The sequence below is a fragment of the Rhizobium sp. Root491 genome, assembly GCF_001427205.1.
GTDB lineage: Bacteria > Pseudomonadota > Alphaproteobacteria > Rhizobiales > Rhizobiaceae > Agrobacterium > Agrobacterium tumefaciens.
On record NZ_LMFF01000003.1, the window covers coordinates 104,711 to 127,346 of the forward strand.

Consider the following 22,636-nt stretch of genomic DNA (forward strand, 5'->3'; position numbering starts at 1 on the left):
GATGATGGCAAGGGTGCCCGCAGGCTGTGAAAAGCCTCGCGGGTTTTTTGTTATCTGCTGACAGTGAAGTCGGCCTTCCAGTATTTTTTCGGCATGAAAGCCTCGCCGTAGAGCCGGGCAGTGCCGTCGCGTGCGCCAATCAAAAAAAGGGGAACCAAGATGGTGTTCAACAGACGTGACTTTCTGAAAACCGCAGCCACAGCTTCCGCCGCACTCGCCTTGCCGGCGCTGGGCGGCCGGGCATTTGCAGCCGATGCTATCAAGGTCGGTGCGCTCTACTCCCAGACGGGCGGGCTTTCTGTCGCCGAGAAGCTTCTCGCCAACGGTGTCATGATGGCCGTGGCCGAAATCAACGCAGCCGGCGGCGTTCTTGGCCGCCAAGTGGAAGTCGTCGTCGAAGACGGCGCTTCCGATCCGAAGACCTTCAGCGAAAAAGCATCGAAACTGATCCTCAAGGACAAGATTTCCACCATCTTCGGCTGCCACACCTCTGCCAGCCGCAAGGCCGTGCTGCCGATCTTCGAACGGCGCGGCGCGATGCTGTTCTACCAGACGCACTATGAGGGCTTTGAGTGCTCGCGCAACGTCGTCTATTCCGGCGCCGTTCCAAACCAGCAGCTCTCCAACTACATTCCCTGGATTGTCGAGAAACTGGGCAAGAAGAAGTTCTTCATCGTTGGCTCCAACTATGTCTATCCGCGCGAGATGGCCAAGGTTTCCAAGAAACTGATCGAGGCGGCGGGCGCAGAATGGGTGGCGGACGAATATCTGGAACTTGGACACTCCGAATGGGCTGTCATGGTCAGCAAGATCAAGGAATCGGGCGCCGACGTGGTTCTTTCCAACGTGGTTGGCGACTCGATCATCGCCTTCTACCGCGAGTTCAAGAACCAGGGCCTCTCGCAGGAGGTCATCCCGATCTGCGCGACAGTGACCTCCGAAATCGAGATCGCCGCCATGGGCGCCGAATATGCGGCGGGCAGCTACACATCATTTCCATATTTTATGTCGATCGAAACGCCGGCCAACAAGAGCTTCATCGAACGCTTCAGGACCTTCGTCAACGATCCGAAGGCAGTGACATACCATTCGCTCGAGGCCGCCTATTTCCAGGTATTCCTGTGGAAGCAGGCAGTGGAGAAATCCGGCGATCTGTCCGCCGATGCTATCAGGGCCGGCATTCGTGGCCAGACCTATGACGCGCCCGGCGGCAAGGTGACCACCGACCCCGACAACCTGCATTGCTGGCTGACGCCGCGTATCGGCCAATGGCAGCCGGATGGACAAAGCAAGGTCGTCAACGCCTACCCGTCACCGATCAAGCCGCTGCCCTATTCGGCCTATGGCGAGACGGAAAGCAATCTTTTCTGCACCAGCAACGGTCTCGACGCAGCAAAGCTCAAGGGCTGACCCCTCTTTCCGCGTCCTCCCGCCAGCCATGCCTGGCGGGATCATGTCTCGGCAAGGCGGATCTGCGTTTTTTCCTCTGCTCGGTGCCAACCCGATTTTGGGGCAGGCAAGGAGCAGGACAAAGTCTGATCCGCCCTTCTCACGAACGGTGGCGTTATGCTCGACATTCTCTTTATCGGCCTCAGTCTCGGCTCAATCCTTCTTCTGGTGGCACTCGGTCTTGCCATCACCTACGGCGCCATGGGCGTCATCAACATGGCCCACGGCGAAATGGTCATGATCGGTGCCTACGTCGCCGTCCTCTCGGGCATCTGGCTGAAAACAGGCCTTCTGTTCGCAATTCCCCTGGCTTTTGTCGTGACCGCCCTGCTCGGCCTGGTGATCGAGCGGGTGGTGGTGCGCAGGCTTTACGGCCGCCTGCTCGACACGCTTCTTGCCACCTGGGGCATTGCCATCCTTTTGCAGCAGGCCGTAAGGCTCGAATTCGGCCTCAGCTTTTTCGGCATTCATATCGAGGGCCTGGGAGCCGGACTGCAAAACGTCGCCGTGCCTTCGTATCTGCAGGGCACCTTCAGGTTCGCCGGCGCCGACATCAACGCGTATCGCACCTTCATCATCGCGGTGACGGCCACGTTGACGCTGGCGACATGGTTCATTCTCTACCGGACGACAGCGGGCATGCAGGTGCGCGCCATCATCCGTAATCCAAAAATGGCCGCCGCTTGCGGCATCGATGTGAAACGCATCAATGCCCTGACTTTCGCCTTCGGTTCCGGCCTTGCGGGCGTCGCCGGCGTAATGATGTCCGGCTTCAAGACCGTTTTCCCCGACATGGGCACGACGATGGTCGTTGACGGTTTCATGGTCGTGGTGACCGGCGGGGTCGGCAGCCTTTTCGGCACGGCCCTGTCGTCAGGGCTTCTGGGCGAAATCAATGCGCTGGTGGCGATTGGAACGAACGACATTCTGGCGCGCGCCGTCGTCTTCGGGGTCGTCATCCTCGTCATTCTCGTCAAGCCCAGCGGGCTATTCTCGTTCAAGGGGCGCTAACATGAGCATCGAACGAAAATTCCAGATCGCCGCCTATGTGCTTTTCATCGCGGTGATTTTTGCAGCGCCGGTTTTCGGTGACGAATTCTGGCTGAACCGCATTTCGAAATATCTGGTCTACGGCATGCTCGGCGTCGCCATTGCGCTCACATGGGGATATGCCGGCATTCTCAATCTCGGCCAAGGGCTGTTTTTTGGCCTGGGCGCCTACATGCTCGCCATGTCGCTGAAACTGTCGAGCCTGACCAGTCTGCAACAGGGCTCCGACAGGCCGGTTCCGGATTTCATGCTGTGGAATGCCGAGCCCGGCGCGCCGACGGAACTTTGCTGTATCAACAAGGGCTCCTTCCTCTGGCTTCCGTTTCAGAGCCAGTCCGTGGGTCTCGTGCTTGGCATCGTGCTTCCCGTCGTGATCGCCGGGGCACTCGGCATGCTGGTTTTCCGCAAGCGTATTTCCGGTGTCTTTGTCTCGATCATCACCCTGGCGCTTGTTCTGCTTGTGCGTCTCGTCATGGTCGATGCGCAACCGGTGACGAACGGTTTCAACGGCCTGACCGATCTTGGCTGGCTGACGATCGGCGGCATCGAATTCGACCCCTACAGCCGGGCAACCTATTATCTGTGCGCCGCATGCCTGTCCCTGACGCTCATCGGCGCGCGTCTCATCGTGGAGACCCGTGCAGGTATGATCCTACAGGCGATCCGCGACGATCAGCTTCGCGCCCGCTATCTTGGCTTCGACGTCTCTCTTTACCAGGTATTCTTCTTTGTCATTTCTGCAGGCATCGCCGGCGTTGCCGGCATGCTCTATGTGGTCGTCGCGGAGTTCGCCTCGCCGACCTTCATGGACCTGTCTTTCTCGGTGACGATGGTCGTCTGGGCTGCCGTCGGCGGCCGCTCCTCCCTGCTCGGCGCCTGCATCGGCGCGATCCTGATCAACATGATCGAGGCCGAGGTCAGCGAGACCGAAGCGCTGGTCGCGGCCTGGAAAGCGATCATCGGCCTCATCTTCGTCCTTGTCGTCCTGTTCATGCCGCGGGGCCTTGGCGGCGTCGCGCACGATGTGCTGCGGCAGTTTATCCGCCGTGTCAAACCAGGCCCGGCATCCTCATCGTTACAGCAACAAAGCGAGGCATTGTAATATGAGTGCAATCGCATTGACCATCGACGGTCTCAGCGTCGATTTTGGCGGATTCAGAGCCGTCAACAATGTCAGCATTACCGTTCGCGATGGCGAGTTGCGTGTGTTGCTCGGCGCAAATGGCGCCGGAAAGACAACTTTGATGGACCTGGTCAGCGGCAAGACCCGCAGCACAAAAGGCAGGGTCTTCGTCTACGACACAGACATCACCAACTGGCCGGAACACAAGATCGCCCGCGCCGGGATCGGTCGAAAATTCCAGATCCCCAGCATTTTTCGCGATCTCACCGTGCGGCAGAATCTGGAGGTCGCCAATTGCCGCAATCCATCGGTGTTTGCCAATCTCCGGTTTGGATTTTCACGCGCCGAAGCCAAACGCGTCGATGAGGTACTCGCCCTCACCGGCCTCGAAGCGGAGGAGAATGTGACTGCGGCTTATCTCAGTCATGGCCAGACGCAATGGCTGGAACTGGGCATGCTCATCGTCCAGGATCCCAAGGTTGTTCTGCTGGACGAGCCGACGGCGGGCATGACCCAGGCCGAAACCCGCAAGACGGCCCAGATCATCAAAAATCTCAAAGGCCGCCACACCATCCTCGTCGTCGAGCACGACATGGGGTTCGTCCGTGAAATCGCCGAACGCATCACCGTTCTGCATCTGGGAGAGGTGCTCGCCGAAGGAAGCGTCGGGGATATCGAGAGCAATCCGAAGGTCCGCGAGGCCTATCTCGGTTCGAAAGGAATATCCTGATGCTGACATTGAAAAACGTACACAGCTACTACGGCCGCAGCCATATCCTGCACGGCGTCACGCTTGATATCCCGGCGGGAAAGGTAACCAGCATTCTTGGCCGCAACGGTACCGGCAAGACGACCCTGTTGAAAACCCTGATGGCGCTGACCGACCGTATGACGGGCGAGATGCATCTGCAGGGGAAAGACATAGGCTCATCTTCGACGCATATGAGGGCACGGGCCGGGATCGCCTACGTCCCCCAGGGCCGGGAGATCATTCCCGATTTCACCATCCGCGAGAACATCCTGATGGGCGCCTTTGCGCGCACCGATCGCAAACGCGAAATTCCGGCACTGGTGCCGGAGCTTTTTCCATATCTGATGGCCAACCTTGATCGGCCCGGCGGTGTGCTTTCGGGCGGCCAGCAACAGCAGCTCGCCATCGCCCGCGCACTGGCCGCGGATCCGAAGGTACTGCTTCTCGATGAACCCAATGAAGGCATCCAGCCCTCGATCGTCGAGGAGATTGAAAAGATCATCATCCGGCTCAATCGCGAGATCGGCATGACGATCATCCTCGTCGAGCAGAACGTTGCATTTGCGCGGCATGCCTCTCACCACTTCGCCATGCTGGAGAAGGGAGGTGTGGTCGCGGCCGGCGCCATCGACGCGCTCTCCGACGCGCTGGTTCATAGGCATATGGCTGTTTGAAAAGACGCATCCTTTCATAAGACAATGGGAACAATCATGACACCGACACAAAGCTACACCGCCGCCGCTATCCAGTTCGAACCGACCATGTTCGAAAAGGCGCGCAATATCAGCCGGCTGAGCGCCCTTTGCGAGGAAGCGGCGCAGGCCGGCGCCCGCCTGATCGTCACCCCCGAAATGGGGACGACAGGCTATTGCTGGTTCGACAGGGCCGAGGTGAAGCCCTTCGTCGAGGCGATCCCCGGACCGACCACCGATGTTTTCCAGGCGATTGCCCGCAAACACCGCTGCTATATCGTCGTGGGCATGCCGGAAGTCGATCCGGCGAGCGATCTCTATTACAATACGGCAGTTCTGATCGGTCCGGATGGCATCGTTGGTCGGCACCGCAAGTCGCATCCCTATATCGCCGAGCCAAAATGGGCCGCAAATGGCGACATCGTGCACGAGGTCTTCGAAACGGAGATCGGACGTATTTCAATGCTGGTGTGCATGGATCTGCACTTCTTCGAGACGGCGCGGCTGGAGGCTCTGGCCGGTGCCGACATCATATGCCACATCTCCAACTGGCTGCAGGAGCGCGCGCCCGCTCCCTACTGGATCAACCGCGCCTTCGAAAATGCCTGCTATGTCATTGAAAGTAATCGGTGGGGTCTGGAAAGAACCGTGCAGTTTTCCGGGGGAAGTTGCCTGATCGAGCCCGACGGAACGGTTGCCGCATCCATCGACACAGGCGACGGAATTGCCTATGGCAAGGTCGATCTTGCCCGTGCCCGTCGCCGCGAGGTCTTAAGCGAACCGGTCTTCAAGACGCGCCGGCCCGAGCTCTACATGAACATGATGACCAACAGTTTCACCTGGAACCCTGGCGATTACTTCCGCCTCTATGGCTATCAGCCAATCCCGCGCGGACGCAGATCGCGTGCAGCCGTTGCCCAGTTCGCGCCAACCTCCGTCATTGCAGACAATATTGCCCACATAACAAGGCTCGCAAACGAGGCTAAGGCGACAACGGCGCCGGACATTCTGGTGTTCCCGGAATTGTCGCTGACCGGACTTGAGGCCCCGCAAACGCGGGCGGAGCCGCTGTCTGGTCCAACCGTATCCGCCTTCGTTCGTCTGGCCATGAAGCTCGGCTTTTATATCGTCGCCGGATTTGCCGAAGCGGACGAAGACAGGATCTATAACAGCGTGGTCCTTGCAGGGCCCGAGGGGCTGGTGGGCAGCTATCGCAAGACGCATCTGGGCGTCGCCGACAGTTGGGCAACGGCCGGCGACGAATGGAAAATCTACGACCTTGCCATTGGCCGGGTGGGCCTAACGATTGGCCACGACGCGCTTTATCCGGAAGCCATCCGTTCGCTTTCACTCATGGGATGCGATCTTGTTGCCTGCCCTTCGGCGATCGCCGGCACCTTCACCGGTAGCCATGGCGGTACGAAAATCCCGCACAACTATCCGATCCCAAAGGGCGCCGATCCCTACCACTGGCATGCGCTTCGCGTTCGCGGCGGCGAGAACAACGTCTATTTCGCCTTCGCCAATGTGCTGGACCAGGAAAAGGGTTATCTGGGCAAGAGTGCGGTATTCGGGCCGGATTCCTTTGCTTTTCCACGTCAGGAATCGGCGATCCTGGATGAGGAGGGGATTGCCGCTGCGGCTGTCGATACCACCAATCTCGACACGCCATATCCGACGAACATCGTCCGGCGAAAAGACCTGGTCGTCATGCGTCAGCCGCATCACTATCAGCCTCTCGTCAAATGGCATCAGTAAAAGTCGGCACAATGTTGACATTCACGTTCACGCCCGTCCCGCAGATAATTGCGGGACGGGCTGCAGCGCAAGGCTTTCAAAGCTCAAGTCCAAGCTCGGAGCGCGTGTCCTGGTGATTTCCGACGGTGGGGTCGTCAAGGCGGGACTTGATCAGCCGCCCCTCGCCAGCCTCGCTCAGACTGGCGCTGGAACATAAATTTTGACTGGCGTCATCGCCGATCCGCCGGAAACCGGCAAGTCGCTGAAGCGCAGTCCCTCGTTCCGCTCGAAACCCAGAAGTTGCGCCAATGACTTTCCCAGGTTGACCAACAGGGCAAAGATGCGGTTGCAGCAATTAGTATAACTCAAAAAACCTACGGAGACCGTTGGCCTCCGTAAGCCATTTTGTCAGTTGTCGCCCGTGCACAATGCCGGTCAGGCTCCGTATGGCACCCAAATGTTCTTCACCTGGATCGCCCTGCGCAGATAATCACGACCCTGCGCTTCGGTGCGATTTAGCCAATCGGGCTGACGGCCATTATTGACCCAGGTGGCCTTCAGGTTGCCTGCAGAAGCACGCTCGACCATCGTGCTTCCCTCGGTCGAGCCGAAATACCAGACAGCCGCAACGTCATCATGCTCGGCGAGTGTCTTTGCAAGCAGATCGCTTTCGCCGGTCACAATATTGATGACCCCGCCGGGCATATCCGACGTGTCCAGCACCTGGTAGAAATCACCGGCGATCAATGGATGGCGAGACGACGGGACCACCACAACGCGATTGCCCATGGCGATTGCAGGCAGCACCAGCGACACCAGCGACAGGAGGGGTGCCTCATCGGGGCAAACGATCCCGACGATGCCCCAGGGCTCGTTCATGGCAAGCGTGACGTGACGTGACTTGGTGGAGTGCACGGCGCCATCGAACTTGTCTGCCTGGGCGGCATAATAGGAAATACGGCGCAGAGATGCGTCGACTTCGTCCTTCGCCTTCTTTTCGCTGACACCGGTGCTATCGATGATGCGGGCGACAAATTCGTCACGCCGTGCATCGAGGTTCTCTGCAAGATAATAGAGCACTTGAGCACGGTTATGGGCGGTTGCGGAACTCCAGCTGCCTGCCTTGGACGCTGCTTCCACAGCATTGCGGATGTCCTTGCGGCTGCCTATTCCGGCCATGCCAATCACGGCGTTGCCCTTGCCGGTCACCGAATAACTGTAGCCACCGTCGGGGCGGGCTTGTTTGCCGCCGATGTAGTTCTTCATGGTTCGATCAAGGCCATCGATCGCCATCTTGCTGTCAGCGTTCGGCAATGCAGATGGCGTGAAGGCTTCAGCGGGCTTTGTGACCGGCAGGCTCTTTTCCCAGTCTGCCGCCAGATATTCGTAAAGCCCCTCGCGCGCACCTTCGCGACCAAAACCGCTTTCGCGGTAGCCGCCAAAACCTGCACCGGCATCGAGCATGTTGGTGCAGTTGATCCAGACCACACCTGCCTTGACGCGGGCGGCCAGATCAAGCGCGACATTGATGTTTTCCGACCAGATGGAGGCGGCGAGGCCGTAACGGGTATTGTTGGCCAGCGAAACAGCTTCATCCGGCGTGCGGAAGGTGGTCGCCGCAGCGATCGGGCCAAAGATTTCCACCTGGCAAACCGTCGATGCCTGATCGACTTCGGTGAAGAAGCCGGGAGCGACGAAATTGCCGGTGGCCGGCAACGGGTTGGAACTCTGCCAGAGTTCACCGCCCTCTTCCACGCCCTTGCGTACCAGATCCGTAATGCGTTTCACCTGCGTGGCCGAAACAATCGCGCCGACATCGGTCGACTTGTCGAGCGGATCGCCGACCCGCAGGGTTTCCAACCGCTTTTTCAGCCGTGCATAAAATTTATCGGCAATTCCTTCCTGCACCAGCAGGCGGGAACCGGCGCAGCAGACTTCGCCCTGATTGAACCAGATCGCGTCAACAACACCTTCAACCGCCGCATCGAGATCTGCATCCTCGAAAACGATGAATGGTGACTTGCCGCCCAGTTCCAGCGACAGCTTTTTGCCCGAACCAGCAATCTGCTCGCGAATAACGCGACCGACCTTGGTCGAGCCGGTGAAGGCAACCTTGTCGATGCCGTCATGGTCGCAGATTGCAGCGCCTGTCGAGCCATCGCCCTGCACGATGTTGACGACACCGGCGGGAAGGCCGACCTCGTGGCAGATTTCCGCAAAGGCGACAGCGGTCAGCGGTGTCAGGTCGGCAGGCTTAAGTACCACGGTATTGCCGGCAGCAAGCGCCGGCGCGATCTTCCACGCCAGCATCAGCAGAGGGAAATTCCACGGGATCACCTGACCGCAAACACCGACCGGCGAGAAACCACGGAACTCGTCTTCCACCATTTCGGCCCATCCGGCGTGATGGTAAAAATGGCGGGCGACGAGTGGGATGTCGATATCGCGTGTTTCGCGAACCGGCTTGCCGTTATCCATCGTTTCCAGAACGGACAGGAAGCGCTCGCGCTTCTGTACATGTCGGGCAATGGCATAGAGGTAACGAGCGCGCTCGTGACCCGACAGCTTCGACCATTTTGCGAAGGCCGTGCGGGCGGCCTTGACCGCCTGATCGACGTCTTCCTCATTGCCGCGAATGATTTCCGCGAGCTTATCCCCGTTTGCGGGGTTTGACACGGAAATGGTCTCGCGGCCCTCCGGAGAAACGAACCGGCCGTTGATATAATGTCCAAACGAGCGTCCATGCGCGTCGAGCCACTGTTTCACATCACCATTGGCTTCGGGGGAAGGTCCATATTCCATGGTTTCCAAAATGTCCTTGATGGGTCGCATTTTTTCAGTCCTTATGCAGCAGCGTGATGGTGAGCGCTGGAATAGCGACCGGTTACGAAATGTTCGAGCTGGCGCTCGATATCGCCAAGCATCGAGCTGGCGCCGATGCGGAACAGGTCCGGTTCCAACCAGCGATTGCCCAGCTCCTCCTTCATCAGCGTCAGCCATGACAACGCGTCCTTCGCTGTCTTCAACCCGCCTGCAGGCTTGAAGCCGACCATCTGGCCAGTCAGTTCGCCGTAGTCGCGCAGCGCACGCACCATGGTCAGACTGACCGGCAGAGTGGCGTTGACTTCTTCTTTGCCGGTCGAGGTCTTGATGAAGTCCGAACCCGCCTGCATCGCCACCATCGAGGCGCGATAGACATTGGTAAGCGTATTGAGATCACCCGTCGCCAGGATAGCCTTCATATGGGCGTCGCCACAGGCTTCACGCATCGCGGCGATCTCATCATAAAGTGCTGGCCAGCTCTGCGTCAGAACGAACTCGCGAGTAATGACGATATCAATTTCCTTAGCGCCCTGCTCGACGGCATAGCGGATTTCTGCCAGCCGCTGCGGTAGCGGAGTTAGGCCGGAGGGAAAGCCTGTCGCCACCGATGCGACCGGAATAGTCGTGCCTTCCAGTGCCTTGACGGCATGGGGCACCATGGTCGGATAGACGCAGACGGCACCGGTTGTGATGCCGGCGTCCGCAAGGCCGAGTGCTTCAAGAATGTCGTCCCTGACCGGACGTCGTGCTTTCGCACACAAGCGGCGCACACGACCGGCCGTGTCGTCGCCGGACAGCGTTGTCAGATCGATGCAGGTAATCGCCTTGATCTGCCAGGCAACCTGATATTCCTTCTTGACCGAGCGCCGGGTGGTGATTGTTGCTGCCCGCCGTTCAGAGGCACTGCGATTGACCGATACATCTTCAAACCATTCCGGTTTGAGAGCCGTGCCGTTGTTTCTGGGGAATGCTTCGCTCATTTTCTGTCCATTCTTGGGGTCAGGCTGCGGCATGGTCATGTTCGCGGCAGAATGCCTCGAACTCTTCGATGCTGGCATAAGCCTTCTGTGTTCCGGGACGGGTGATGGAATGCGCCGCATAGAGAGATGCCTTCTTCAGTGAGGACACGACCTCTCCCGTTTCGGCATAAAAGCGGGCAAAGGAGCCAATAAAGGCGTCGCCAGCGCCGGTGGTGTCTTTCGGCGTTACCTTGACGGGCTCGATATTGACGATCTCATCTGACGTAATCATGCGCGCGCCACGTCCGCCCAGCGTCACGATGACGGTACGGATACCGCGTGCGATCAGGGAACGGGCGGCAGTGATGATTGCTTCGTCGGTCTCGGTCGGCAAGCCGGACAGTAATGCCAGCTCGCTCTCGTTCGGAACGAGGAACGTTACCTGGCGAATACGCTCCGGATCGAGATTGGCAGCGGCGGGCGCAGGATTGAGGATCGTCTCGATACCGTTTTGGGCCGCAAGTTCGATGGTGTGATAGACTGTCTCAACCGGCACTTCCATCTGCATGAGGATCAGACCGCACTGTTTCAGATCGGCGGCCGCCTTGTCGACCTCTGCCGGCAGAAGATCGGCATTGGCGCCCTTGACGATGAGGATCGAATTCTCGCCAGACTGCTCGACGAAAATCGGCGCGACGCCACTGGACTTGCCGGCAACCTTCACCACGTGACGCGTATCCACGCCGAAGCTCTCGAGATTGCGAATGGTATTGTCGGCGAAGACATCTTCACCGACCCGGGTGACCATCATGACGTCAGCGCCAAGACGCGCCGCAGCCACCGCCTGATTGGCGCCCTTGCCGCCGCAACCCATTTCGAAGGCGGGAGCTTCGAGCGTCTCGCCCGGTCCGGGCATACGGTTCACATAGGTGATAAGGTCGACCATGTTGGAGCCTACGACCCCGATTTTCTTGCTCATGCCGAAATTCCCTGGATATCCTGTTTCAAAGGGCGCTGATCCTGGCGCCGAACTGATCGGCGGCAGCGCAATCGAGATAGCCGAGCCGTACCGGAAACGCCCTGCGTTCGCCCGGTGCCAGGCTCTGCACGTTGTTCTTGGCCTTCTCCGCCAGATAGCCCTCCGGCTCGCAGGTCGACGGCAGGGCAAATGCGGCAACTTGCGAATCCCCATTGACCAGGATCCAGCGCACCGTCTTCGGGAAGGCGGCAAGCGGATAGGAGATGGCAAAGCCATCGCCCTCACGCCGCTGCATCATCAGATGCGTAAGCCCCTCGCCGTCCGTCGGCAGGCCGTTAATGTAAAACACCTGTTCGGGGTCGTAACGTTGCGGCTCGTTAAGCACTTCCATGGCTGAAGGCTGCTTTGCCAGCGTCTCCAGCAGGGAAAGATAATCGGGGTTTGGCGTCACATGGCCGGGCACGGCCGTGCGCACCTTCACCTGCTCCGGCGTATACGGCACGGGCTGAACGATGCGTGCACCCTCGGCATAAGCAAAGTTCACATGGCACATATACATGAGGTCCATGGGCGCTGATGACAGGTTCTGGATATCCATGACCATGTCAAAAAGCGTGTCTTCAGCGTGCAAAGTCACGCTGGGGCGGGCGAGATAATTGGCGCCGAAGCCCATGACATATTCAACTTCGCCTGTTACCCGAACATAGGCGCCGCGCGCGTCGTGGGCGACGACAAAACCGGCCTTGTCCATGGCGGCACAGGGCATTTCACCGTGCAGGGGGTGATTGTCCTGCGGCGACGGGCAACCATTGCGCAGCATGCCACTGTGGAATGCAAAACACCCATAGGTCTCGACGATTGAACCTGCCGGTCGTGGTATGGCAAAGCGGCTTCCCATGGTCAGGTCGACGCCGTTGAACGCCACGCTCCAGATCATCTGCCCCATGAAAGGCAATATGACGATCCGGCCGAGGCGGTTGTCCAATTGCAGTGCCTCAATGCCGGTGGCATAGCGGAAGGCGGTGACCTTCAGCCCATCGGTTGCGGCCAGAAGATGCGGGACGTCTGTAAAGTCCTGCCTGCGGAGATGAAATTCCGTCGCCTGCATGAGATCACCTGCCGGGGTTGCGCCACGCATTGATGGCGATGACGAGAATGAGGAATGCCCCCCAGATGAAGTCGATAAGGTGGTTGGAGAACCGCATCATCTGGAAGCCGGAGGAAAGCAGCATGAGGGCGATCAGTGCGATGGCGATGCCAAGAACCCGCCCCTTTCCGCCTGCGGGATTGGTGCCGCCGAGTACCGCGATCAGCACCGCCTGCAACAGATAGGACGCACCGTAGTCGGATTTCGCTGCATTGGTTCGGCCGGACAGAATGATCCCCGCCAGTGACGCCAGAACGCCGGTCAGCATGTAGGAATACAGCATCATGCGATCTTTGCGGATGCCGGCAAACACTGCGGCCCGCGGATTGGTCCCGATCAGCATCAGGTTGATGCCAAGCGTCGAGCGCGTCAGCAGGATAGCCACGATGATGCACACGGCGACGAACAGCAGGAACGGAGTCGCGATGCCGAAGATTTTACCGTTACCGATCCAGTTCCATGCATCGGGAAAACCGACGATCGCCGGCCCGCCGGTCATCACCAGTGCCAGTCCCATCAAGACCTGGCCTGTGCCAAGCGTCGCAAGGATTGGCGTAATGCGCAGTTTCGCGACCAGCAGGCCGTTGACCAAACCGGCCAGCAAGCCGACTGCCATGGCGAGCAGGATGCCAAGACCGGTGTATAACACCATGCCCGACGTAGAGGATTGCCCTGCCTGAACCATGGTGGAATGGAAATAGACGCCTGCGATGATACCCGCCAGATTGGCAATCCCCACCACGGAAAGATCGATGCCGCCGGTCAGCATGGCGATCATCATGGCGATGGAGAGGATCCCCAGTTCGGGCATGATATAGCTGATGGACTCGAAGTTGTAATAATTCAGGAACTTGCCGGGGTTCATCCAGGTCATCAGCGCGAAGACGATGACGGTGATCACAAGGAGCTGAAGGATGTTGTTGTCGTTGCCGAGAAGCCGGCGCATATCGAACGAATTTTTCATGATGCGCTCTCCCGTTACGCTATGCTTTTGCGATCGCGCCATGCGGTGATGGCGGTGGCGACGATGATGATCAGGCCGACAACGACGCGCTGCCAGGTGGTGTCCACCTTCATGATGATCAGTGAGTTTTTGACCATCACCAGCATGAACACGCCCATCAACGTGCCGAGAACCGTGCCGCGTCCGCCAAAGATCGATGCCCCGCCCAGAACCACGGCCGCTATCACGTCGAGTTCGAGACCGACAAAGTCACGCGGGTTGGCAAGCCAGATCATCGATGAGTGCAGCAGCCCTGAGAAACCTGCCAGCGCACCGGCAACGCAATAGACAAAGAAGATCGTCGCGCCCGTATTGAAGCCAACGCGCTTGGCCGCTTCGGGCGAGCCGCCATAGGCATAAACACTGCGCCCGATCATGGTGTAGGTGAGGACGAGGTGGATAACCAATGCCAGACCCATATAGACCACAAACATCGCGGTCAGGCCGAAAGTCGATCCCGTGGCCGACGTCAGCGAGATGACGTCGGTTTTGCCGAACCCGATCAGTTCCTTTGGCATCTTGTTGATGTTGACGATGCTGGTGCCGACGAGGCCGAGAACCAGACCACGCACGATCGATCCGGTTCCAAGCGTCACGATCAGCGGGATCATCCTAAAACGGTGGATAATGAAACCGTTGAACGCACCAAGAGCCAGCCCAATCAGCGTTGCCGCAACGAAGGGAACGAGCACGCCGTCATAACCCAGATAGACCATGGCGCGCACAGTCAGATACATCGCTGCAATGGCAAAGGCCGTGAACGAAACATCGATACCGCCGGAAATCATCACCAGCAGGACGCCGAGCGCCATAATGCCGATCACGACATTGGAACGCAGCAGCCCGAAAATGTTGTCCAGCGACCAGAATGCCGGGTTGATAGTACCAATAATGACCATGGCCGCCAGCAAGACGCCCGCGATAATAAATTCTGTGCTTCTGAAGAATTTCATGTTTTGCGGCCCCTCAATTCAGCGTCTTGAGCCGGTCATTAACGGCGTCTTCGGTCATGCCTTCTCCGGACAATTCATCAACGAAACGGCCGCGGTGCATAACCACCACGCGATTGCAGTTCTGCACCAGTTCCGGGACATCGTCGGAAATCATCAGCACGGACAGGCCTTCCTTTTCGGCCAGTTTGCGGATGATGTTATGAATCTGTGCTTTGGAACCAACATCGACACCGACGGTCGGGCCGTTCAGGATCAGCACTTTGGCGCCCGTCAGCAGCCAGCGGGCCAGAACCACGCGCTGTGCGTTGCCGCCGGACAGATGGTTGACCGGCGTGTGCGGTCCCGGCGCCACGATCTGCATGGCCGAGAACATATCGCGGGTCGTTTCGTCGGCCTTTTTACGATTGATGAAAAGACCGCGGACGAATTTCTCAATCGACGTGACAATGATATTGCGCTCGATCGATTGTGTCAGGAATAGCCCCTCGGTCAGGCGGTCCTCCGGCACATAGGCGACACCGCAGGCAATACCTTCCTGAACGGTCCTCGGGTGAACCTCGCGGCCTGCAAGGCGCACTGAACCTGTAAAGTCAGGGCGCATGCCAAACAGCGCCAGTGCAAGTTCGGTGCGACCCGAACCGATCAAGCCCGAAATACCGACGATTTCGCCCGGCCTCAGCGTCAGGTCGGCATTTTCCACCGAACCCGGAACCGAGAGATTGCGCACTTCCAGCACCGGCATGTCGGCGCCCTCCCGAGGAGCCCACTGGTAGCTGTGGGCGGTCAGTTCCTGCCCCGTCATCGCGCGTGTGATTGCCGGCTCGTCGAATTCGGCAATCGGTCCTTCGGCAACCTTCTTGCCGTTGCGGAAAACGGTCAGGCGCTCGCTGATTTCGAGCATCTCGCGCATCTTGTGGCTGACAAAGAGAACGGCAATGCCCTGCGCCTGAATATCGCGCACGATCTTGAACAGGGCATCGACCTCGTGGCGCGTTAGCGCCGTCGTCGGCTCATCCATGATGATCAGGCGCGCATCGGCCATGAGAGCGCGGGCGATCGCCACGATCTGCTTGCCCGACGTGGGCAGGCTTTCGACATCCGCATCAAGATCGATGCTCACGCCGAGGCGGTCCAACGCCTTTTGAGCCAGCTGACGAACCTGTCGCCAGTCGACCGTCTTGCGGCCTTCCATCAAGAATGTATTGATCGCCAGGTTTTCGGCGACCGTCAGGTTACCGAACAGCGAAAAATCCTGATAGATCACCTGAATACCGTGGTGAACGGATTTTACCGGATCGAGTTTGCCAACAGGCTTCCCGTCGATCAGAATCTCGCCGTCCTCGGGCGTGTAAACCCCGGACATGATTTTGATGACGGTGGATTTACCGGAACCGTTTTCACCGGCAAGGCAATGGATTTCTCCCGGGCGAATGCTCAGCGACACGTCGTCGAGCGCCTTCACGCCGCCAAACCGCTTGCCGATATGGCGCAGCTCGATCAGATTTTCAGTCATAATGGCCTCGTGCAAGGCTGGAAAACACGGGGTGTAAGGAGAGAGGGTTGCCCCTCCCTCCGTGGTTCGGATCAGAAGTCGTACTTGTCCATGGTTTCTTTGGTCACGCCGACCCAACCTGCGCCATAGAGCAGATGTGGCTTGGAGGCGTCAGGAACCAGCAGGCTTTCGTAACCGGGCAGGCCCATATTCAGGCCGGCCTTGATCTGCTCGTTCTTCTTCTCGAGAACCGCGACAGCCAGCATGTTCATGGCATAACCGGCAACGGCCGGATCCCAGAACTGAATGTACTGGATGTTATCGTTCTTGATGTATTCGCCGGCAACGGAAACCAGGCCCGTGCCCGAGAAGAAGACCTTGCCCGACAGACCGCCTTCGGCGATCAGGCGACCCGCGCCTGCCGATGTCGGCATCGGCGCGCCGAGAATACCGGTGATATCAGGATAGGCGGTCATCGCTTCCTTGAGTTTGGTATAGTCGGTATTGGCGTCGTCATAGGTTTCCAGCCGCTCGGTCGCCTGCGACATTTCCGGGAAGTTGGCCTTCTGGTACTCGACGGCGCCATCTATCCATTCCATCTGCGACTTGGACGTCAGACTGCCAACGGTGGCGACATATTTGCCCTTGCCGCCCATGGATTTGCCGAGCTCCTTCATCAGGTTCGCGCCATAGGCCTTGTTGTCGAAGGCTTCGATGTCGAAATCGACGTTCTGGATATTGGAAGCCTCATGGCTGATGACGACAATGCCGCGATCGCGGGCTTTCTTGAGCACCGGTTCCACCGCTTCCACCGAGAACGGCACGATGGCGATGGCGTCAACGCCCTGCGCGATGAGATTTTCAACAATCTGTACCTGGGCGGCGGCATCGGCCTGACTTGGGCCAACCATCCAGACATCGTTTCCGGTATCGCCCTTGAACTGCTCGACGCCATCGCGCATGCGGTCAAACCACGCGATGCCATCCACCTTCACGACGGTCGCAATGGTGTATTTCTTGCCACTCGCCGCGGTGATCAATTCCTTATTGACCTTCGATGTATCGACGGCGCTCTGCGCAAAGACAGCCGACGCCGAAAGCGTGGCAGCAAGCGCGATGGTTGCGAAAATCTTGTTCACGGATAACTCCTCCCTTTGAAACTGCACTGTGCCGGACCTATTCCAGTCGCAGCACCCGACAATGGTCGATCCCTAACGCCGGTATCCGCTCCTCACGCGTCCGACGCCTCCTCATTCTCCCGGAAAAGGCTTCCCACGCCCCGGTAGATGGACCACGATGTGACCCAGAAACCTGTTGTCTTCCTCTCCCGATAATGCGAACTATTATGATACAATCCGATCATTATGTTTCGATCGTTTCATGTTTGTTGTTCTTCTGTCAAGCGTAGAGAGGGGCGATTGCAAGGAAACTAACACCGAAATATGAAGCGCAGGGACAAACCGAAAGCGGAGATAAGGTGAGCAGAATAAGTGCACACAATGCCAGGTTGGACGCACTGGCCGGGCTGGTTCAGGAAACGGGTGTCCTGAGGCTGCGGGACGCAGCGTCCCGGCTTGGCGTATCCGAAATTACCATTCGCCGCGACATTGCCGCCGACGGTCAGCGGCTTAGCTGTCTTGGCGGCTACATCATTCCGGTTCAGGATGGCGCCATCAGCAGCGACTATGTGCTCGAGCAGGAGAAGGACAGCCATGCAACTGCCAAGGCGCGCGCCTGCACGCAGGCGGCAGCTCTAATCGAACCATATGACACTGTATTCATCGATTGCGGAACGACGATGCCGCATCTGGCGCGGCAAATTCCGGCAAACGCCCATGTCACGGTCATCTGCTATTCCCTCAATGTTGCAGAGGAGCTGGCGAGCAGAACCGATGTCCGCCTGATCATGCTCGGGGGGGTCTATCATCCGGAAGCGGCTTCGTTTTCGGGTGATGAGGGTATCGAGGTGCTGAAGCGCATCAATATCAACAAGGCATTTTTGTCTGCCGGTGGCGTGGACGAACAGCATGGCGTCACCTGCTCACATTTTCATGAAGTGCCGATCAAGCAGATGGTTATGCAACGCTCGGTTCAAAAGCATCTGGTGGTGGACAGCAGCAAATTCAGAAAGGTGCGAGCCGCGCGCTACGCTGCCATAGGCGACTTCAACTCAGTTATTGCAGATCAGCCTTCACCCTGGGCTTGAGACAAACCGACAACGAGGGCTCCCAAATAAGCCTCGGGAGAGAGAGCTCAGCGATATCTTTCGCCCCACCAGGGCGAACATCACCGCAGTCCGGCCAGAAAGCCGGCAGAAACGCCCCTGCTGCTACACCATTCCTGCGTATCCTGATGGAAGATTTCAGCAATACGAAGGGAGAGGAAAGATCGGCTGATGTTCATCAGACGTGTCTTCCATGCCTCGTAGCGAGTTGGCCGAGTGAACGAGTGCCATCAATTAGCTGTTTGACTTGAACGCGCTCAAACACCATCTGTGCGACATGCCGAAGCATGAAAAACATCACATCGAACTGATCAGAACATGGACCCTGCCGGCTACCGTGACAATGGGGTCGGCCGTTCGCGCCAAAGGCGTCCTTCAAGAAATACAGGCAAGGCTGCCCGCTCATGCAAAAAAGTTGATCTCGCTCGAAGGAGTCGACCTCACCCTGGCGATGACGGCCAGTGAAAAGACCGCCTTCAATGCAGCAGCGACCATCGTCACAAAAGTGGTGACGGAGGCCGCTGCACTGCCGGTAATCCCGCGCGAAATCGAGGACATCCTGACTATCAAGACGAGCGAGCGGCATCGTTGGCTTGCCGACGGTCGCCTGCCGAGCGCGGGGACGCGAACGGTCAGACTGAATGGCCGCGCCCGTCAGATCACGTTCCATGTCTTTGACCCCAAGGTGGTCGAAGACCTTCTCGACCGTGGCGTTGTGGACGAATGGCGGGTGGAGGATGCAGAGGCGAAAGCCGAAAAGAGGCGGCGCGCGGCATATCAGGCGAAGCTGACGCGGTCGCTCAAGAAGAAGGTTGCGAAGCGGCCAACGACGTCTTCCGATGATCCGGCCTCGAAGCTCGGCGGCTGGGAGGAGTTCGACGTGGACGGACTGCTTCGTTAAGCACTTATGCCAGCACTCTTGGTATCACGCGCGATCACAGCACTTGGCCTGACATTTCATCGGCAGGGTCAATGTTCCAGCGGCGATCTTTGCCGTGAAAGAACATTCGTCGGCAGGTTCAACGCCGGAGCATTTTAAGTTCATCGGTTTAGAAACAGGAATGTTGGGTTATACGCCGGCCCACGCTGTAAACTATGCCGCTCTGCGGATCGGCATTGAAAACCACGTATCGTCGCTGCGGGCAGACCAGATCAAAGGAGGTTTTATGGCACTCAAGGATATCGGTCTTGCGTTGGACGTTGTCTTTGGCCACGACTGTGCGGTTTCGATCAAGGCTTTGGTTGCATCGGAAGCCGTTTCGCGTCGCCATCGCTCTTGCGGCTTCCAGGCTGACACCTACCGCATCCAGCTTGCTCACGTCGCGATCATGCACAAAATCAGGTACCTTGGTTAGTCCGCATCCGCTGATACTCAAGCACGCAGCCACTATCACTGAAAAACGGAACATTTTCTCTCACTTTTTGTGCTTGCCTGATGGCTTGCTCCGATACGCATTGGCACAAGCCTCAAGGCAGCGGCTCGGCCAACATTCTTGGCCGTTCTTCCACAATTACCGCAATCGACACAAGGCGGTCGGAAGCGTTGTCACGGCCTCACCGCAAACTGGAAGCCCGAAAGCTGACAATTATTTCCGGTAGACCGTTAGTACCCCATGCGGCTGATCACTGCAGGTGTTGCGCGCGCTCAAAGGAGCGGCCAAGAACGCGCCTGCCAGATATCCTAACAAACGGCAAGCAGCACTTTCTCCACCACGCTGAACGGGGGACATAGTGGTCGTAGAACTTCATTCATGTTTGAAGTCCTCCCAACTGTGCTCGCAAGGCTGCGTTTTCGGTTTCTAATTGCAGCAGTTTTTCACGAAGGGGAGCGACTGCCTGCTCGACCTGCTGTTGGGTGTAGCGCGGAGTAATATGCTGGGGACAGTTCCAGTCGTACGCTTCAAGCCGAAGCCTGAAAATCCCCTCCGCGCGGCCTTTATATGTGGAGTCGGATACCAGATCGTTGAGCGTCGGGTCGGCATCAAGTGTCAGCCGATCTACATGAACATAGATTTTAAGCCTCGCCCTTCGCGCGTAATCCATCAGAAAAAGACAGGCCCGGTCGTTGGCAGCCAGATTGCCGGTGCTGATGTACTGTCGGTTGCCGCGATAATCGGCAAAGGCCAGAGTTCGTTGATCAACGACTTTGAGAAAACCGGCTTTGCCTCCACGATGTTGAACGTAGGGCCAGCCCGTTTCAGAGACTGATGCCATATAGAAGCTGTCACGTGCGGCGATGAAAGCGATCTCGTCTTCTGTGAGGGTATCGGAGGGACGGCTATCATTACCCAACCAGATCTGGTCCACGCCCATGGCAGACTGAGCGGCTCTGACGCTTGGCGTCACGGCGACTTCAAGGAAATGATATGGCATGTCTCAATCCCCTGTTAACGCAGGCTCGCACCGCTGTCTCCCGGTGTGAGCCTAAGTTGTCTTATAGCAAGCCCGATTTTTTTGCGCTGCTATACCCTTCAGACCTGGCGTATACGTTAGTCCTGCAAGCCCTAGCCTGCAACTTGCCAACGCATCTCGCCGCGATCAGCGACGATCCGACCAAGGCCCGGGAGAGACGATCAACATAAAGCTCGGCATCGGGGTAGTTGTTTCTTACCACCAGGGACCAGTCCTCCCATCTGGTTCTGGATCGTTCATGGCTAAAGCACCCGGTCTCCAGGCCAGGCTGGGAAGCCTTCACGCCATCTCAGGCTGCGCGGATCCCATTAGCGGCGCGGAAGACTTCGAATGCGGGTGGGAAGCGTTAAGTCGCCGAGCCACAATGTCATGGTTGAGCCACAGAACTGGACCGGAGGGTTCGGAAGATTCACCGAAGATTAGCTGCCCTGTTGCCGTCACAACGAGACTGCTCAACAGATCGCTGATCATCACCTTGCTATCCCGATGCATCTGGGTGATTTCGTTGGACGTGCCGATGGTGAGATCAGCCTGCGCCTGGCTGTTTGCCATGGGCCATGCCGAAAAGTCATAGAACGGACGCATGACATCGCTGGCCTGCATGGCGGCGATCTTGCCGAAGACGTCTTCCATCGTTAGGCCATCTACCAGCAGCTGCTGGCAGGCCTGCCACTGGTCATCTGCCCATTGGCCGCCGTTTTCTTTCTTCAAGGCAAGCAGCAGCGGTATCAGGGGCAGCTCGATACCGGTGAACACGTCGGACGAATTGGTCCGGATTTCGGGGCAATTATAAACTGTTGCCTTGATCCCTTTAGCCCAGGCTTCCTCTGCAATGCCTTCGAGCCGCATCTTCGCGTAACCCTGGGTGTAGTTGGTGTAGGTCTGCCAACGATAACTTCCGTCGATGAGGACCGCCGATCCGTGATAACCATAGGCCGTATATCGCACTTGACCGCCTGAAGCTTCAACGCGCTCGCGGATCGCCGCACTGAAATCGATGAGATGGCGAAAGGTGTTTGCGGAGACGTCGTCAAAATTCTGCAGGATGAGTTTTCCCATGTCACTGTCGAGCAGGGTCTGCGAGGACATGTGGCGGGTTCCGGTTCCCTTGTAGATCCGATTAGCGATAACCAGGAACACCTTCGCCTTCGGGATGCCGCCTGCCATTGTGTGGGCGAAGAAAACATTGCGGCCATCGGCGATCATACCGTCGAGAACGGTCATGACTTTCGAAAGCGATTCCGTAAAACGCGCATTGGCAATGTCGCGGCATTGCCTGACATAGTCCCAGTCGAGCTTGTCGTGCTCCCAGCTCTCAAGCGTCATTTTTGCCAGGAGATCGGTGGGAGTCGGCCCGTCTGCGGGCGCATCGCGATCGAAACCCGCCATAAGAGGTATGTTGATGATCCTGCCGCCCAGCTGGGCCTCCGCCGAAGACAGTTCATCGGCGTCGAGCGGCCGCAGCGTGTTGTTCTCGTCACGCCGCCCGACGGTGATCCCCACAATCTCCATTCCAGCCCGTCTCGCTTCGTCGAGCAAGCCGGTGGCGTATCCGCGGCCGAACAGTTCGCCGAAGAGTACGAAAACGTCGCCTTTACGGAAGACCGTGTTTTCAGAAAGGCGATTCAATGCAACCGGATTTTCCATGCTGTCAACTCTTTAAAGTTTGTCATCGAACACTGGCTCGTGCAAGTTTTGCAAAGACATGACCGCATTGGCACGGAATGGGAACTCATTTTCGGTGACCGTTCATTTCAAAACGTGAAGTCGGTCTCTGTTCGCCCTACAATACAGGGGACGCCGAGGCTGGAGGATCGGCGCGCCGATACCAAAAAAGAGCTC

At 58.0% G+C, this 22,636-nt stretch carries 19 protein-coding genes; 9 read left to right on the forward strand and 10 right to left on the reverse strand.

The window, feature by feature from the left end; all coding sequences use genetic code 11:
• Positions 1-159: 159 nt before the first annotated feature.
• From ASD46_RS08095 to ASD46_RS08120, 6 genes are all read left to right on the forward strand, one after another.
• Positions 160-1,410, forward strand: a complete 1,251-nt coding sequence (locus ASD46_RS08095) for a transporter substrate-binding domain-containing protein (RefSeq protein ID WP_013637553.1) — start codon at positions 160-162, stop codon at positions 1,408-1,410.
• A gap of 156 nt (positions 1,411-1,566) precedes the next feature.
• Positions 1,567-2,460: an urea ABC transporter permease subunit UrtB gene (gene urtB / locus ASD46_RS08100; protein ID WP_013637552.1), complete on the forward strand. Its 894-nt coding sequence runs from the start codon at positions 1,567-1,569 to the stop codon at positions 2,458-2,460.
• Position 2,461: 1 nt separating this feature from the next.
• Positions 2,462-3,601, forward strand: a complete 1,140-nt coding sequence (gene urtC / locus ASD46_RS08105) for an urea ABC transporter permease subunit UrtC (RefSeq protein ID WP_060641976.1) — start codon at positions 2,462-2,464, stop codon at positions 3,599-3,601.
• Between the two features lies 1 nt (position 3,602).
• On the forward strand, positions 3,603-4,352 hold the full coding sequence (gene urtD, locus ASD46_RS08110) for an urea ABC transporter ATP-binding protein UrtD (RefSeq protein ID WP_013637550.1): 750 nt from the start codon (positions 3,603-3,605) through the stop codon (positions 4,350-4,352).
• Positions 4,352-5,047 (forward strand): urea ABC transporter ATP-binding subunit UrtE, encoded by a 696-nt coding sequence (urtE, locus tag ASD46_RS08115; RefSeq protein ID WP_003516996.1) that lies wholly within the window; start codon positions 4,352-4,354, stop codon positions 5,045-5,047. The genes urtD and urtE overlap by 1 nt, the downstream gene beginning before the upstream one ends.
• A 24-nt stretch (positions 5,048-5,071) precedes the next feature.
• Positions 5,072-6,823: a nitrilase-related carbon-nitrogen hydrolase gene (locus ASD46_RS08120; protein ID WP_060641977.1), complete on the forward strand. Its 1,752-nt coding sequence runs from the start codon at positions 5,072-5,074 to the stop codon at positions 6,821-6,823.
• Between the two features lie 414 nt (positions 6,824-7,237).
• Here ASD46_RS08120 and ASD46_RS08125 read toward each other — a convergent pair whose 3' ends face one another.
• The 8 genes from ASD46_RS08125 to ASD46_RS08160 all read right to left on the reverse strand — a co-directional run bounded on the left by ASD46_RS08125 (position 7,238) and on the right by ASD46_RS08160 (position 17,297).
• Positions 7,238-9,634 carry an aldehyde dehydrogenase family protein gene (locus ASD46_RS08125; protein WP_060641978.1) on the reverse strand — a complete coding sequence of 799 codons (2,397 nt, stop codon included), beginning with the start codon at positions 9,632-9,634 and terminating at the stop codon, positions 7,238-7,240.
• Positions 9,635-9,645: 11 nt separating this feature from the next.
• Positions 9,646-10,605, reverse strand: coding sequence for a deoxyribose-phosphate aldolase (gene deoC / locus ASD46_RS08130; RefSeq protein ID WP_060642083.1), 960 nt, complete (start codon positions 10,603-10,605; stop codon positions 9,646-9,648).
• Positions 10,606-10,624: 19 nt separating this feature from the next.
• Complete coding sequence (gene rbsK / locus ASD46_RS08135; RefSeq protein ID WP_013637544.1) at positions 10,625-11,563, reverse strand: ribokinase; 939 nt, start codon at positions 11,561-11,563, stop codon at positions 10,625-10,627.
• Between the two features lie 25 nt (positions 11,564-11,588).
• Positions 11,589-12,671, reverse strand: coding sequence for an aldose 1-epimerase family protein (locus ASD46_RS08140; protein ID WP_013637543.1), 1,083 nt, complete (start codon positions 12,669-12,671; stop codon positions 11,589-11,591).
• Positions 12,672-12,675: 4 nt separating this feature from the next.
• On the reverse strand, positions 12,676-13,674 hold the full coding sequence (locus ASD46_RS08145; RefSeq protein WP_013637542.1) for an ABC transporter permease: 999 nt from the start codon (positions 13,672-13,674) through the stop codon (positions 12,676-12,678).
• A gap of 14 nt (positions 13,675-13,688) precedes the next feature.
• The gene (locus ASD46_RS08150) at positions 13,689-14,666 is read right to left on the reverse strand and encodes an ABC transporter permease (protein ID WP_003517007.1); all 978 of its coding nucleotides are present in this window, start codon (positions 14,664-14,666) and stop codon (positions 13,689-13,691) included.
• Between the two features lie 13 nt (positions 14,667-14,679).
• Positions 14,680-16,179, reverse strand: coding sequence for a sugar ABC transporter ATP-binding protein (locus ASD46_RS08155; protein ID WP_003517010.1), 1,500 nt, complete (start codon positions 16,177-16,179; stop codon positions 14,680-14,682).
• Between the two features lie 71 nt (positions 16,180-16,250).
• A complete protein-coding gene (locus tag ASD46_RS08160) occupies positions 16,251-17,297 on the reverse strand; it encodes an autoinducer 2 ABC transporter substrate-binding protein (RefSeq protein WP_060641979.1) in 1,047 nt (348 codons plus the stop codon).
• Between the two features lie 338 nt (positions 17,298-17,635).
• On the opposite strand from ASD46_RS08160, the gene ASD46_RS08165 reads away from it, so the two are divergent.
• From ASD46_RS08165 to ASD46_RS08175, 3 genes are all read left to right on the forward strand, one after another.
• The gene (locus ASD46_RS08165) at positions 17,636-18,364 is read left to right on the forward strand and encodes a DeoR/GlpR family DNA-binding transcription regulator (RefSeq protein WP_013637539.1); all 729 of its coding nucleotides are present in this window, start codon (positions 17,636-17,638) and stop codon (positions 18,362-18,364) included.
• Between the two features lie 295 nt (positions 18,365-18,659).
• On the forward strand, positions 18,660-19,283 hold the full coding sequence (locus ASD46_RS08170; RefSeq protein WP_035200805.1) for a hypothetical protein: 624 nt from the start codon (positions 18,660-18,662) through the stop codon (positions 19,281-19,283).
• 94 nt (positions 19,284-19,377) lie between these two features.
• Positions 19,378-19,737 (forward strand): hypothetical protein, encoded by a 360-nt coding sequence (locus tag ASD46_RS08175; protein WP_013637537.1) that lies wholly within the window; start codon positions 19,378-19,380, stop codon positions 19,735-19,737.
• A gap of 394 nt (positions 19,738-20,131) precedes the next feature.
• Here ASD46_RS08175 and ASD46_RS08180 read toward each other — a convergent pair whose 3' ends face one another.
• Positions 20,132-20,755: a pyridoxamine 5'-phosphate oxidase family protein gene (locus ASD46_RS08180; RefSeq protein ID WP_025591660.1), complete on the reverse strand. Its 624-nt coding sequence runs from the start codon at positions 20,753-20,755 to the stop codon at positions 20,132-20,134.
• A 318-nt stretch (positions 20,756-21,073) separates the two neighbouring features.
• Positions 21,074-22,441 carry an enoyl ACP reductase FabMG family protein gene (locus tag ASD46_RS08185; RefSeq protein ID WP_060641980.1) on the reverse strand — a complete coding sequence of 456 codons (1,368 nt, stop codon included), beginning with the start codon at positions 22,439-22,441 and terminating at the stop codon, positions 21,074-21,076.
• Positions 22,442-22,636: the final 195 nt, after the last annotated feature.

Excerpts from the sequence above, each read along its gene's own strand:
- deoC (WP_060642083.1), bottom strand. The coding sequence starts at position 10,605 with ATGAGCGAAGCATTCCCCAGAAACAACGGCACGGCTCTCAAACCGGAA.
- ASD46_RS08185 (WP_060641980.1), bottom strand. The coding sequence starts at position 22,441 with ATGGAAAATCCGGTTGCATTGAATCGCCTTTCTGAAAACACGGTCTTC.
- ASD46_RS08125 (WP_060641978.1), bottom strand. The coding sequence starts at position 9,634 with ATGCGACCCATCAAGGACATTTTGGAAACCATGGAATATGGACCTTCC.
- urtE (WP_003516996.1), top strand. The coding sequence starts at position 4,352 with ATGCTGACATTGAAAAACGTACACAGCTACTACGGCCGCAGCCATATC.
- ASD46_RS08145 (WP_013637542.1), bottom strand. The coding sequence starts at position 13,674 with ATGAAAAATTCGTTCGATATGCGCCGGCTTCTCGGCAACGACAACAAC.
- ASD46_RS08140 (WP_013637543.1), bottom strand. The coding sequence starts at position 12,671 with ATGCAGGCGACGGAATTTCATCTCCGCAGGCAGGACTTTACAGACGTC.
- ASD46_RS08180 (WP_025591660.1), bottom strand. The coding sequence starts at position 20,755 with ATGCCATATCATTTCCTTGAAGTCGCCGTGACGCCAAGCGTCAGAGCC.
- ASD46_RS08120 (WP_060641977.1), top strand. The coding sequence starts at position 5,072 with ATGGGAACAATCATGACACCGACACAAAGCTACACCGCCGCCGCTATC.
- ASD46_RS08150 (WP_003517007.1), bottom strand. The coding sequence starts at position 14,666 with ATGAAATTCTTCAGAAGCACAGAATTTATTATCGCGGGCGTCTTGCTG.
- urtC (WP_060641976.1), top strand. The coding sequence starts at position 2,462 with ATGAGCATCGAACGAAAATTCCAGATCGCCGCCTATGTGCTTTTCATC.
- urtD (WP_013637550.1), top strand. The coding sequence starts at position 3,603 with ATGAGTGCAATCGCATTGACCATCGACGGTCTCAGCGTCGATTTTGGC.
- urtB (WP_013637552.1), top strand. The coding sequence starts at position 1,567 with ATGCTCGACATTCTCTTTATCGGCCTCAGTCTCGGCTCAATCCTTCTT.
- ASD46_RS08095 (WP_013637553.1), top strand. The coding sequence starts at position 160 with ATGGTGTTCAACAGACGTGACTTTCTGAAAACCGCAGCCACAGCTTCC.
- rbsK (WP_013637544.1), bottom strand. The coding sequence starts at position 11,563 with ATGAGCAAGAAAATCGGGGTCGTAGGCTCCAACATGGTCGACCTTATC.
- ASD46_RS08170 (WP_035200805.1), top strand. The coding sequence starts at position 18,660 with ATGCCGAAGCATGAAAAACATCACATCGAACTGATCAGAACATGGACC.
- ASD46_RS08155 (WP_003517010.1), bottom strand. The coding sequence starts at position 16,179 with ATGACTGAAAATCTGATCGAGCTGCGCCATATCGGCAAGCGGTTTGGC.